Source organism: Streptomyces sp. NPDC102274 (assembly GCF_044766385.1).
Lineage (GTDB): Bacteria > Actinomycetota > Actinomycetes > Streptomycetales > Streptomycetaceae > Streptomyces.
On the sequence record NZ_JBIWLW010000076.1, the window covers coordinates 1 to 14,459 of the forward strand.

A 14,459-nucleotide genomic window follows, 5' to 3' on the forward strand; every position below is an offset into this window, starting at 1 on the left:
GGCCGAGTTGTTCGTGCGGGGCATCGCGGTCGACTGGAGCGGTGTCCTGCCGCGGACGTCCGGACGGGTGGATCTGCCCACGTATGCCTTCGACCGCCAGCACTTCTGGCTGCATGAGGCGGAATCAGACCTCGACGCCACAGACGCGGCCGAAGGCGCGGACTCCGACTTCTGGGCCGCGGTCGAGCAAGCAGATCTGGACTCCCTCGGCGACTTGCTGGAGATGGCGTCGACCGACCAACGCAGCGCCCTGGACACGGTCGTTCCCGTGCTGGCGGAGTGGCGAGGAAAGTACCGCCGGAGGTCGGCGGTGGAGAAGCTGCGCTACCACGTCACCTGGCAGCCGCTCGAACGCGAAGCCACGGGCGTACCACGTGGCCGTTGGCTGGTCGTCGTACCGTCCGAACGTGCGCACCACGGTGCGACCGACGCCCTCCTGGAGGAGCTGACCGGTCAGGGACTCGGCACGGTCTTGCTGGCGGTCGGTGACCATGACGGCACCAGGGAACGGCTCGCCGAGCGCCTGACCGCCGTCGTGGCCGAACACGACCTGACCGGTGTTCTGTCCCTGCTCGCCCTGGCCCAACAGGCGGGAGGCGGCCCGCAGGACGCGACCGCGACCGCGGCCTCGACGCTCGCACTGGTCCAAGCCCTGGGGGACAGCCACGTCACCCAGCCCCTGTGGTGCGTCACCAGAGGCGCGGTGAACATCGGGGTCCAGGACACCCTCACCGCACCGGCCCAGGCGTCGCTGTGGGGCCTGGGACGTGCCACCGCGCTGGAACGCCCCGACCGGTGGGGCGGTCTGGTCGACCTGCCCGCCGTGGCCGACCCGCGCACGGCTCAGCACCTGCTCGGAGTGCTGAACGGCGCCGCCGGCGAAGACCAGCTCGCGGTACGGCGCTCGGGCGTGTACACCCGGCGGCTGGTCCGCAAACCCGTGCCGGAGCCCGCCGGCGACGGCCGCTGGCAGCCCCGGGGCGCGATCCTGGTGACCGGCGGAGCCGAAGGACTCGGCAGGCACGCGGCGCTCTGGCTCGCGCTCACCGGCGCCGACCGGCTCATCGTCACCACCACCGCGCACGCACCGGACCAGTGCGTGCCGGAACTGCGTGCCGAACTGGCCGGGCTCGGCCTCGGCACCGCGGTGGAGTCCTGTGCCGACTCCGATCGGGACGCGATCGCGCAACTGGTCTCCGCGACCGCCCCGGAACAGCCGCTCACGGCGGTGGTGCACGCGGCCGACATCACGCAGACCAGTTCCGTCGACGACACCCGCGTGAGTGACCTCGCCGAGGTGTTCGCCGCCAAAGTGGACACCGCCGTATGGCTGGACGAACTGTTCGAGGACACGCCGCTCGAAGCGTTCGTCGTCTTCTCCTCGATCGCGGGTGTGTGGGGTGGCGGCGGCCAGGGCACGTCCGGAGCGGCGAACGCCGTCCTCGACGCCCTGGTCGAGTCACGCAGGGCCCGGGGCCTCCGTGCGACGTCGATGGCGTGGGGAGCCCTCGACCAGATCGGCGTGGGTATGGACGAGGCCGCCCTCACCCAACTCCGCCGCCGCGGTGTCCTTCCCATGGCCCCTCAGCTGGCGGTGACCGCGATGGTGCAGGCGGTCCAGGGCAACGAGAAGTTCGTGACGGTGGCCGACATGGACTGGGGGGCGTTCATCCCCGCGTACACCTCGGTCCGGGCCAGTCCGCTGTTCGCCGACCTGCCTGAGGCGAAGGCGGTGCTCCAGGCATCGCAGGGAGACAGTGCGAACAGCGATACCGCCTCGTCCCTCGCCGACTCCCTGCGGGCGGCTTCGGAGGTCGAGCAGAACCGCATCCTGCTGCGGCTGGTCCGCGGCCATGCCTCGACCGTCCTGGGCCACAGCGGCGCGGAGGGCATCGGCCCACGCCAGGCGTTCCAGGACGTCGGCTTCGACTCGCTGGCCGCGGTCAACCTTCGCAACAGCTTGCACGCGGCGACCGGACTGCGCCTGCCGGCGACGCTGATCTTCGACTACCCCACCCCGGAGGCGCTGGTCGGCTACCTGCGCTCGGAGCTTCTCCGGGAGGCCGACGACGGTCTGGAAGGGCGGGAGGACGAGCTCAGGCGGGTCCTGGCGTCCGTTTCGTTCGCCCGGTTCAAGGAAGCCGGTGTGCTCGACACCCTCCTCGGCCTCGCCGACACAGAGGACGGGGAAGCGCGGGGTGCCGGAGCGCCGGACTCCGCGGACGTGGAACTGATCGACGCGATGGACGTCGCCGATCTCGTGCAACGGGCTTTGGGCAAGACGAGCTGACCACAGATGGTGAACGAACCGTGGAGGATGGTTATGTCGGCGCCAGACGAGCAGATCGTTCAGGCACTGCGAACCTCGCTGAAGGAGAACGCCAGGCTTCAGCAGGAGAACAGCACACTCGTCGCCGCAGCCGCGGAGCCCATCGCGATCGTCTCCATGGCCTGCCGGTACGCCGGTGGAATCCGCGGTCCGGAGGACCTCTGGCGGGTGGTGTCCGAGGGTACCGACGTCTACACGGGCTTCCCCGAGGACCGCGGGTGGGATCTCGAGGGCCTCTACCACCCGGACCCCGACAACCCCGGTACGACCTACGTGCGGGAGGGCGCCTTCCTGCACGACGCCGCGCAGTTCGACGCCGGTTTCTTCGGCATCTCGCCGCGTGAGGCCCTGGCGATGGACCCTCAGCAGCGGCAACTGCTCGAGGTGTCCTGGGAGACCTTCGAGCGGGCCGGCATCGACCCCTACTCGGTGCGGGGCACCGACATCGGGGTGTTCGCCGGGATAGTGCACCAGGACTACGCGCCCGACCTCAGCGGGTTCGAGGGGTACCTCAGCCTGGAGCGCGCACTGGGCACCGCGGGCGGCGTCGCCTCCGGAAGGGTCGCCTACACCCTCGGCCTCGAAGGTCCCGCGGTGAGCGTCGACACCATGTGCTCCTCCTCGTTGGTGGCGATGCACCTCGCCGCGCAGGCGCTTCGCCGGGGCGAGTGTTCGATGGCGCTCGCGGGCGGTTCGACGGTGATGGCGACGCCGGGCGGGTTCGTCGGCTTCGCGCGTCAGCGAGCACTCGCCTTCGACGGGCGCTGCAAGTCCTACGCCGCGGGCGCCGACGGCTCCAGCTGGGCTGAGGGTGTTGGAGTGCTGCTGCTCGAACGGCTGTCGGTGGCTCAGGAGCGTGGGCACCATGTGCTGGCGGTGATCCGTGGCAGTGCGGTGAACCAGGATGGCGCCTCCAACGGCCTGACGGCGCCGAACGGTCCGTCGCAGCAGCGGGTGATTCGCAAGGCGTTGGCCGGTGCCGGGCTCTCACCGTCCGATGTGGACGCGGTGGAGGGCCACGGCACGGGCACGGTGCTGGGCGATCCGATCGAGGCGCAGGCGCTGCTGGCCACTTACGGGCAGGGCAGGGACCCGAAACAGCCACTGTGGCTCGGATCGGTCAAGTCCGTGATCGGCCACACGCAGGCGGCGTCCGGTGTGGCCGGTGTGATCAAGATGGTGCAGGCGCTGCGGCACGAGGTGCTCCCGGCGACTCGGCACGTGGACGCGCCCACTCCTCAGGTGGACTGGTCTTCGGGAGCTGTCGAGCTGCTGACCGCGGCTCGGGACTGGTCGCGCAGCGGTCATCCGCGCCGGGCCGGGGTGTCCTCGTTCGGGGCCAGTGGGACGAACGCCCACCTGATCCTGGAGGAGGCGCCCGCCGAGGAGACGCGGCCCGCCTCGGTGAAGGCGGCGCCCACGGGAGTGGTGCCGTTGGTCGTGTCGGCGGGCACCGCCGCGTCCCTGGCGGCCCAGGCGGAGCGCCTGGCGGCGTTCATCGAGGGCGCCGACGAGGTGTCGCTGGCGGACGTGGCCGGGGCGTTGGTGTCGGGCCGAGCTGTGCTGAACGAGCGTGCGGTAGTGGTCGCGGGTTCGGACGAGGAGGCGCTGGCCGGGTTGGGCGCGCTGGCTCGGGGTGAGAACGCGGTCGGCGTGGTGGCCGGTTCGGGTGTGCCGGGCAAGGTCGTGTGGGTGTTTCCGGGCCAAGGGTCGCAGTGGTTCGGCATGGGCCGGGATCTGCTCGATTCCTCACCGGTCTTCGCCGAACGGATCGGGCAGTGTGCCACCGCGTTGGAGCGGTGGGTGGACTGGTCACTGGTGGAGGTGCTGCGCGGTGACACCGACCCCGCGCTCCTGGATCGGGTCGATGTACTGCAGCCGGCCAGTTTCGCGGTCATGCTCGGCCTCGCGGCGGTGTGGTCCTCGGTGGGCGTGCAGCCTGACGCTGTGGTGGGCCACTCGCAGGGTGAGATCGCGGCTGCGTGTGTGGCAGGCTCTTTGTCGCTGGAGGACGCGGCGCGGGTGGTGGCGCTGCGCAGCCAGGCCATCGCCACGGCGTTGTCCGGGCGTGGCGGTATGGCCTCCGTAGCGTTACCCGAGGACGAGGCGGTCGCGCGGTTGGAGCCGTGGGCGGGCCGGGTCGAGGTGGCCGCCGTGAACGGCCCCTCCTCGGTGGTGATCGCCGGCGATGCCCGGGCACTCGACGAAGCGTTGGAGGCACTGGACGAGCAAGGTGTCCGTGTACGGCGGGTGGCGGTGGACTACGCCTCCCACACCCGGCACGTGGAGGACATCCGTGACACGCTCGCCGAAGCGCTCGCCGGGATCAGTGCGCAGGCGCCGACGGTGCCGTTCTACTCGACCGTCACCGGCGAGTGGGTGCGGGACGCCGGGGTCGTGGATGGTGGGTACTGGTACCGGAACCTGCGGCAGCAGGTCCGGTTCGGCCCGGCGGTGCAGGACTTGCTCGAGCAGGGCCACGGAGTGTTCGTGGAGATCAGTGCCCACCCGGTGCTGGTCCAGCCGATCACCGAGATCGTCGACCGCGCCGACTCCGAGGCGGTGGTGACGGGATCGTTGCGGCGCGATGAGGGTGGCCTGCGGCGCCTGCTTGCCTCGATGGGTGAGCTGTTCGTGCGGGGTTGCGCGCTGGACTGGGCCGGGATTGTGCCCAGTGGGGCGACGGCCGGGCGCGTGGACCTGCCGACGTACGCCTTCGACCGCCGGCACTACTGGCTCCAGTTGGCTGATTCGGCGACCGACGCGGCGTCGCTGGGACTGGCCTCCGCCGATCACCCGTTGCTGGGTGCGGTGGTGCGGCTGCCGCAGTCCGACGGGCTGGTGTTCACCTCGCGCTTGTCGTTGCGCTCGCACCCCTGGTTGGCCGATCATGCGATCGGTGGTGTCGTGCTCGTCCCCGGCACGGTGTACGTCGATCTCGCCGTGCGGGCGGGCGACGAGTTCGGCTACGGCGTTCTCGAAGAACTCGTGATCGAGGCGCCGTTGGTGCTGCCCGAGCAGGGCGGGGTGCGACTGCAGGTCGCGGTGGGCGGCGCGGGGGAGAACGGCTCGCGCACGGTGGGCGTCTACTCCCTGCGCGAGGACGCCGTCGGCGATGGCGACGCGGATGTGTGGACGCGGCACGCCACGGGACTCCTGTCGGCCGCGCCGACGGCGCGGGCCGCGGGATTCGACTTCACCGCCTGGCCGCCGCCGGGTGCGCAGCGGGTCGAGGTCGGGGACTTCTACGACGACCTGGTCGAGCGCGGGTACGCGTACGGGCCCGCCTTCCAGGGCCTGCGGGCGGTATGGCGGCGAGGCGAGGAGGTCTTCGCCGAGGTCGCCCTGCCCGAGGAGCAGCGGGAGGACGCCGGAAGGTTCGGCATCCACCCGGCGCTGCTGGACGCCGCCCTCCACACGAACGCCTTCGCCGACCCGGACGACGACCGCAAGGTGCTGCCCTTCGCGTGGAACGGGCTGCTGTTGCACGCCGTTGGTGCTTCCGCGCTGCGCGTGCGGGTCGCACCCCGTGGTCCGGACGCACTGTCGTTCCAGGCCGCCGACGAGACCGGCGGCCTGGTCGTGACGATGGACTCGCTCGTGTCGCTGCCGGTGTCCGCCGAGCAGCTGGAGACGGCGGCGGAGGAGAGCCGCGACTCGTTGTTCCGGGTGGAGTGGACCGAGCTGCCCCCGGCCCAGCGGGTGGACGTGCCGTCGTGGACGGAGGTTGCCACAGGAGATGACGTGGCAGACCTGGAACACTGCAGCATGGTGCCGGCGGTGGCGCTCCTGCGAGCAGTCGGCGGTGATGACGAGGACGCGGGGCTGGCATTGGCCTCGCGGGTGCTGGGGGTCTTGCAAGCCTGGCCGACCGGCGCCGCGTCGGCGGACTCGCGGCTGCTGGTGATGACCTGCGGCGCGGTGCCCGCCGGTGGTGAGGACACGGTGACCGACCCGGCCGCGGCAGCGGTCTGGGGTTTGGTCCGGGCCGCGCAGGCCGAGTACCCCGACCGGATCATCCTTCTCGATGCCGATCCCGCGGATCCGGCCGGTGTGGAGCCGGTGCTGGGTTCGGTACTGGCCGGCGGTGAACCGCAGATCGCCCTACGCGGCACGACCCTCTTCGTGCCTCGGCTCGCCCGTGCCGGTCAGCCCCCGGACGGTCCCTCCGTGTTCCGCCCGGAAGGGACGGTTCTGCTCACGGGTGGCACCGGGTCGCTGGGCGGCGTGGTCGCCCGGCATCTGGTGTCCCGGCACGGTGCGCGGCGTCTGGTGCTGGCCAGTCGGCGGGGTCCGGCCGCCACCGGTGCGGAGGAATTGGCCGCCGAGCTCACCGGGCTGGGCGCGGTGGTCTCGGTGGTCGCCTGCGATGTCTCCGAACGGGACCAGGTGGCGGAGCTGCTGGCGTCGATGCCCGATGAGCACCCCTTGGCGGGTGTGGTGCACATGGCCGGTGTGCTGGACGACGGCGTGATCTCGGCGCTGACCCCTGAGCGGTTGGCGGGGGTGTTCGGCCCGAAGGTGGACGCGGTACGGCACCTGGATGCGCTGACCCGCGGCATGGATCTCGACGCGTTCGTCGTGTTCTCGTCGGCCGCCGCGCTCCTGGGGTCCGCTGGGCAGGGTAATTACGCCGCGGCGAACGCGTTCCTGGACGGGGTGATGGCCGGCCGTCGGGCGGCGGGCCTGCCAGGGGTGTCGTTCGCGTGGGGCCTGTGGGAGCAGGCCACCGGCCTGACCGCCCACCTCAGCGCCACCGACCGGGCACGGATGAGCCGAGGCGGTGTCCTGGCGATGTCGCCTGCCGAGGGCCTGGCGATGTTCGACATCGGTCTGCGCGCGGGCCAGGCGCTGCTGGTACCGATCAAGCTCGACCTGCGGGCGCTGCGCACCCAGGCCGCGGCAGGCGGAGAGGTCCCGCACCTGCTGCGTGGCATGGTTCGCGCGGGGCGGCGTCTGGCGCGCGCGGGTACCGGGGACGGCAGCGGGCTGTTCCGCAGGCTCGCCGGGCTGTCCCCTGACGAGCAGGAGAGCGTCCTGCTGACCGTCGTCCAAGGCGAGGCGGGCGCCGTGCTGGGCTTCAGCGGGCCCGAGTTGGCGCAGGGCACCCGTGGGTTCAGCGACATCGGGTTCGACTCCTTGACCGCGGTCGAGCTGCGGAATCGGCTGAGCGCGGCGACCGGAGTGAAGCTGCCTGCCACGCTGGTCTTCGACTACCCCACCCCGGCGGCGCTCGCCCGTCATCTGCGCGAGGAACTGGGCGGCACGATGGCGGGCGTCCCCGCCGCCGTTGCTGCGGTCGCCGCGGATCCTGACGAGCCGATCGCGATCGTGGGGATGGCGTGCCGATTGCCGGGTGGCGTGGCGGATCCCGAGGACTTGTGGCGGATGGTGCACGAGGGCCGGGAGGGGACGTCGTCCTTCCCTGAGGACCGGGGCTGGGATCTGGACGGTCTGTTCGATCCGGACCCGGATCGCCCGGGGACGTCGTACACCAGTCGGGGCGGTTTCCTGCACGGGGCGGGGCTCTTCGACGCGGGGTTCTTCGGGATCTCGCCGCGCGAGGCGTTGGCGATGGACCCGCAGCAGCGGTTGCTGCTGGAGGCTTCGTGGGAGGCGCTGGAGCGGGCCGGCATCGATCCGACAGCGGCGCGCGGCGACAACATCGGCGTCTTCTCCGGTGTCTCCATCCACGACTACCTCGAGTCCCTCAGCAATATGCCCGCGGAGCTCGAAGGCTTTGTCACGACGGCCACAGCGGGAAGTGTGGCGTCGGGGCGGGTGTCCTACGTGTTCGGTTTCGAGGGCCCCGCGGTCACCGTGGACACGGCGTGTTCGTCGTCGCTGGTGGCGATTCACCTCGCCGCGCAAGCACTGCGGCAGGGCGAATGCTCGATGGCGCTGGCCGGCGGTGTCGCCGTGATGGGATCGCCGATCGGCGTTCTCGGCATGTCGCGGCAGCGGGGCCTGGCCGAGGACGGGCGGTGCAAGGCGTTCGCGGATGGCGCGGATGGGACCGTGCTGTCCGAGGGCGTCGGCGTGGTGGTGCTGGAGCGGTTGTCGGTGGCGCGCGAGCGCGGGCATCGGGTGCTGGCGGTGATCCGTGGCAGTGCGGTGAACCAGGACGGCGCTTCCAACGGGTTGACCGCTCCGAACGGTCCTTCGCAGCAACGGGTGATCCGCAGCGCGTTGGCCGGCGCGGGTCTGACACCGTCCGATGTGGATGTCGTGGAGGCCCATGGGACCGGGACGGCGCTGGGGGATCCGATCGAGGCGCAGGCGTTGCTGGCCACGTACGGGAAGGACCGGGACCCGGCGCGTCCCGTGTGGCTCGGCACGTTGAAGTCGAACATTGGCCACACGCAGGCGGCCGCGGGTGTGGCCAGTGTGATCAAGATGGTGCAGGCGCTGCGGCACGGCGTCATGCCTCCCACGCTCCACGTACAGGAGCCCACGGCACAGGTGGATTGGACGGCGGGCGCGGTCGAGTTGCTGGCCGAGGCCCGGGATTGGGAGAAGAACGGCCACCCGCGCAGGGCCGGTGTGTCCTCGTTCGGTATCAGTGGGACCAACGCACACTTGATCATCGAGGAAGCACCTGCCGAGGAGACGGGGGCGGTCCCCGATGAGGCACTGCCTGACGATGTGGTGCCACTGGTGGTGTCCGCGCGGAGCGCCGGTTCCCTGGCGGGTCAGGCCCGACGGCTGGCGGACTTCATCGAGCGTGCTGATGAGGTGTCGCTGACGCGCATGGCCGGTGCCCTGCTGTCGACCCGGGCGGTGCTGGGCGATCGTGCGGTGGTGGTGGCGGGGTCCGGCGAGGAAGCTGTGGCGCGGCTCGGTGCGCTGGCGCGTGGTGAGAGCGTGGCCGGTGTGGTCTCCGGTCGAGTGGGTGTGCCGGGGAAGCTGGTGTGGGTGTTCCCGGGTCAGGGGACGCAATGGGTTGGCATGGGGCGCGAGTTGCTGGACTCGTCCTTGGTGTTCGCGGAGCGTATCGGGGAGTGCGCGTCTGCCTTGGAGCGGTGGTGTGACTGGTCGCTGGTGGACGTGCTGCGTGGCGAGACCGACCCCGAGGTGATGAATCGGGTTGATGTCCTCCAGCCCGCGGGCTTCGCGGTGATGGTGGGTCTGGCTGCGGTGTGGGGTTCGGTGGGGGTGGTGCCGGATGCGGTGGTGGGGCATTCGCAGGGTGAGATCGCTGCTGCGTGTGTGGCGGGGGCGTTGTCGTTGGAGGATGCGGTTCGGGTGGTGGCGTTGCGTAGTCAGGTCATCGCGGCGGAGTTGTCCGGACGTGGCGGTATGGCGTCGGTCGCCCTGAGTGAGGCCGACGCGGTCGCCCGGTTGGCGCCGTGGGAGGGCCGTGTCGAAGTGGCCGCGGTCAACGGCCCCTCCTCGGTGGTGATCGCCGGGGACGCCGCAGCGCTGGACGAGGCGGTAGAGGTGCTCTCCGGACGGCGGGTGGCGGTGGACTACGCGTCGCACACCCGGCACGTGGAGGACATCCGTGACAGGCTGGCCGAGGTGCTGGCCGGGATCAGTGCGCAGGCGCCGGTGGTGCCGTTCTACTCGACCGTCACCGGCGACTGGGTGCGGGACGCCGGGGTCGTGGACGCCGGGTACTGGTACCGGAACCTGCGGCAGCAGGTCCGGTTCGGCCCGGCGGTGGTGGACCTGCTCAGCCAGGGGCACGGGGTATTCGTCGAGGTCAGTGCCCACCCGGTGCTGGTTCAGCCGATCACCGAGATCGTCGACGACACGGACGTCGACGACACGGTCGTCGTCGGCTCGTTGCGCCGTGAGGACGGTGGTCCGCGGCGACTGATGACCTCGATGGCCGAGGTGTTCGTGCGAGGTGTCGCGCTCGACTGGAGCGGCGTGCTGCCTTCCGCCCCGACCGCACGTGTCGACCTGCCGACGTACGCCTTCGACCACCGGCACTACTGGCTCCATCCGACCGAGGCGGCGACGGACGCGCCGTCGCTGGGGCTGGCCGGTGCCGATCACCCGCTGCTCGGTGCGGTGGTGCAGTTGCCGCAGTCGGACGGCCTGGTGTTCACCTCACGGCTGTCGTTGAGGTCGCACCCCTGGCTGGCCGATCACGCGGTCGGTGGTGTCGTGGTCGTCCCGAGCGCCGGACTGGTGGAACTCGCCGTACGCGCCGGCGACGAAGCCGGGTGTTCAGTCCTCGACGAGCTGGTGATCGAATCCCCGCTCGTGTTGCCCGAGCACGGTGGCGTGCGTGTGCAGATCGCGCTGGGCGGACCGGGCGAGAACGGCTCGCGCTCCGTCGATGTCTACTCCCTGCGCGGGGACGGTGTGGATGTGTGGACGCGACATGCCACCGGCATGCTGTCGGCGGTGTCGGCGGCATACGGCACGGAATTCGACTTCGCTGCCTGGCCGCCGCCCGGCGCGCGGAAGGCCGACGTGGATGACCTCTACACCGACCTGGCCGAACGCGGGTACGTGTACGGGCCCGTGTTCCAAGGTGTCCGGGCGGTGTGGCGGCGCGGCGAGGAACTCTTCGCCGAGGTCGCCCTGCCCGAGCATCAGGGCACGGACGCGGGCGGGTTCGGTATCCACCCGGCGTTGCTGGACGCGGCACTGCACCCGGCCTTGCTGGACGCCGCCGAACACGGGCAGGAGCCGCGGCAACCGCTGGACTGGAGCGGGCTGGCACTGCACGCCGTCGGCGCGTCGGTGCTGCGGGTACGGCTGGCGCCCGGCGGCTCCGGTGCCCTGTCGCTGGCGGCGGCGGACGAGGCAGGCAACCCGGTCGTGACCGTGGATTCGCTGGCGCTTCGTGCGGTGTCCGCCGAGCAGTTGGGCGCTGCGGATGCCGGCACGGTGCGCGCCGACTCGCTGTTCCAAGTGGAGTGGACCGAACTGGCCCCGGCTGAGGGGGAGCCATCGCCCTCCTGGGTGGCGGTGACCACCGCTGACGACGTGGCAGCACTTGCCGACGGCGTGCCCGCGGCGGTGGTGCTGGAGGCAGTAAGCGACGACGCCGAGGACACGACGCTGACCTTGACTTCGAGGGTGTTGGCCGTTGTGCAGGCATGGCTCGCCGGAGCAGGGCTGGAGGAGTCGCGCCTCGTGGTCGTGACCCGCGGCGCGGTGGCCGCCGGTGAGGGCGCGGTGACTGACCCGGCCGCGGCGGCCGTGTGGGGTCTGGTCCGTGCCGCTCAGGCGGAGAACCCGGACCGGATCGTTCTGCTGGACCTCGACGCGGCCTCTGTCGACGGAGTGGAACCCGTGCTGGGGCCGGTGCTGGCCTGCGATGAGCCGCAGCTCGCGGTGCGCGGCACGACCTTGTCCGTACCGCGCCTGGCTCGCGCTGCTCAGACCTCGGATTCGCCGGCCGTGTTCGGTGCGCGAGGGACGGTTCTGGTCTCGGGTGCAGGGGCGTTGGGTGGTCTGGTGGCCGGGCATTTGGTCACGCGCCACGGTGTGCGGCGTCTGGTCCTGGCCAGCAGGCGAGGTCCGGACGCCGAGGGTATGGCGGAGTTGGTCGCCGAGCTCACCGGGCAGGGCGCCGAGGTTTCGGTCGTCGCCTGCGACGTCTCCGATCGCGACCAGGTGGCCGCGCTGCTCGCGACGGTGCCGGACGAGCATCGGCTGACCGGTGTGGTGCACACGGCCGGGGTCCTGGATGCCGGCGTGATCGAGACGCTGACCCCGGAGCGGCTCGCCGCGGTGTTCGCGCCCAAGGTCGACGCGGTGCGGCACCTCGACGAGCTGACCCGCGACATGGACCTCGACGCCTTCGTCGTCTACTCCTCCGTCTCGGCTGTGTTCATGGGCGCCGGCAGCGGCAGCTACGCGGCGGCGAACGCCTTCCTTGACGGACTGATGGCCAACCGCCGGGCGGCGGGCCTGCCAGGTTTGTCCCTGGCGTGGGGCCTGTGGGAACAGACCACGGGCATGGCGGCCGGCACCGACGACCTCACCAGGGCCCGGATGAACCGCCGCGGCGGTCTGCAGCTGATGACACAGGCGGAGGGCATGGACCTGTTCGACGCCGCCGTGCGGTCCGAGCAGGCGCTGCTGGTGCCTGCCAAGCTGGACCTGCGAGGGGTGCGCACCGATGCCGCGGCAGGTGGTGCGGTGCCGCACATGTTGCGCCGCCTGGTCCGGGCGGGCAGGCAGCACGCACACACTGCCGGCATCAGCGACAAGCGTGGCCGGTTGTCCGACCAGCTGACGGGGCTCGCTCCGGCAGACCAGCTGACACTGCTTCTGGACCTGGTTCGTGGTCAGGTCGCGGCCGTGCTCGGGCATGCCGGAGCGGGGGCTGTGCGAGCGGACCTGGCGTTCAAGGATGCCGGGTTCGACTCGTTGACGTCGGTGGAACTGCGTAACAAGTTGCGTGAGGCCACCGGCCTGAAGCTGCCCGCGACAGTGGTCTTCGACCACCCGAATCCACAGGCGCTCGCCCGTCATCTGCGCGACGAGTTCGGTGAGGTGGTGCGGGTGCCGGTGGTGCCGGCGGTGGTCGTGGCGGATGCGGGGGAGCCGGTCGCGATCGTGGGTATGGCGTGCCGGTTGCCGGGTGGTGTGGCGGGGCCGGAGGACTTGTGGCGGTTGGTGGCCGAGCGTCGGGACGCGGTGTCGGGGTTCCCTGAGGACCGGGGCTGGGATCTGGAGGGTCTGTTCGATCCGGACCCGGATCGCCCGGGGACGTCGTACACCGGTCGGGGCGGTTTCCTGCATGAGGCGGGGCTCTTCGACGCGGGGTTCTTCGGGATTTCGCCGCGTGAGGCGTTGGCGATGGATCCGCAGCAGCGGTTGCTGCTGGAGACCTCGTGGGAGGCGCTGGAAGGCGCGGACATCGACCCGATCTCGTTGAAGGGCACCGACGTCGGTGTGTTCACAGGGGCCTTCGGCCAGGGCTACGTCGCACCGGGAGCCAGTGTCGTCACGCCGGAGCTGGAGGGTTTCGCCGGCACCGGCGGGTCGTCGAGCGTGGCGTCCGGCCGGGTGTCCTATGTGTTCGGTTTCGAGGGACCGGCGGTCACTATCGACACGGCGTGTTCGTCGTCGCTGGTGGCGATGCACCTTGCCGCGCAGGCATTGCGGCAGGGTGAGTGCTCGATGGCGCTGGCCGGTGGCGTAACGGTCATGGCGAACCCCGGCGCCTTCGTGGAGTTCTCCCGGCAGCGGGGCCTCGCCGTCGACGGGCGCTGCAAGGCGTTCGCCGCCGCGGCCGACGGCACCGGCTGGGCCGAGGGCGTCGGCGTCGTGGTGCTCGAACGGCTGTCGGTGGCGCGGGAGCGCGGACACCGGATCCTGGCGGTGCTGCGCGGCAGCGCCGTGAACCAGGACGGCGCCTCCAACGGGCTGACGGCGCCGAACGGTCCCTCGCAGCAGCGGGTGATCCGCCGGGCCCTGCTGAACGCCGGATTGCTCTCTGCGGATGTGGATGTGGTGGAGGCCCACGGGACGGGCACCTCCCTGGGCGACCCGATCGAGGCGCAGGCGCTCCTGGCCACCTACGGGCAGGACAGGGACCCCGAACGTCCCTTGTGGCTCGGCTCGTTGAAGTCGAACATCGGCCACGCACAGGCGGCCGCGGGTGTGGCGAGCGTGATCAAGATGGTGCAGGCGCTGCGGCACGGGACACTCCCGGCAACCCTGCATGTGGACGCGCCCACTCCCGAGGTGGACTGGTCGGCGGGCGCGGTCGAGTTGCTGACGGAATCCCGGGAATGGTCGCGCGACGGCCGCCCGCGTCGAGCCGGGGTGTCCGCGTTCGGTGTCAGTGGGACGAATGCGCACCTGATACTGGAGGAGGCGCCTGTCGAGGAGTCGGTCGCCGCTGAGGAGATGCCGGTGTCGGGTGTGGTGCCGTTGGTGGTGTCGGCGCGGAGTGCTGGTTCGTTGGCGGGGCAGGCCGGTCGGTTGGCTGCGTTCATCGGGGGCGAGGCGCAACTGGCGGAAGTCGCGAGTGCGTTGGTGTCGAACCGGGCCGCGCTGAGTGAGCGTGACGTGCTGATCGCGGGCTCCAGCGACGAGGCGATAGCGGACCTCGAATTGTTGGCGCGTGGTGAGAGCGTGGCCGGTGTGGTTTCCGGTCGAGTGGGTGTGCCGGGGAAGCTGGTGTGGGTGTTCCCGGGTCAGGGGACGCAGT

Annotated in this window: 3 pseudogenes; all 3 read left to right on the forward strand. The window is 71.2% G+C overall.

From position 1 onward, the window contains the following. Window positions 1-67 precede the first annotated feature (67 nt). A pseudogene (locus ACIRQP_RS41060) lies at window positions 68-1,453 on the forward strand (SDR family NAD(P)-dependent oxidoreductase); the annotation flags it as partial. Window positions 1,454-1,903: 450 nt separating this feature from the next. Then, window positions 1,904-2,053, forward strand: a pseudogene (locus tag ACIRQP_RS41065) (acyl carrier protein); the annotation flags it as partial. Between the two features lie 294 nt (window positions 2,054-2,347). Further along, a pseudogene (locus ACIRQP_RS41070) lies at window positions 2,348-14,459 on the forward strand (type I polyketide synthase); the annotation flags it as partial.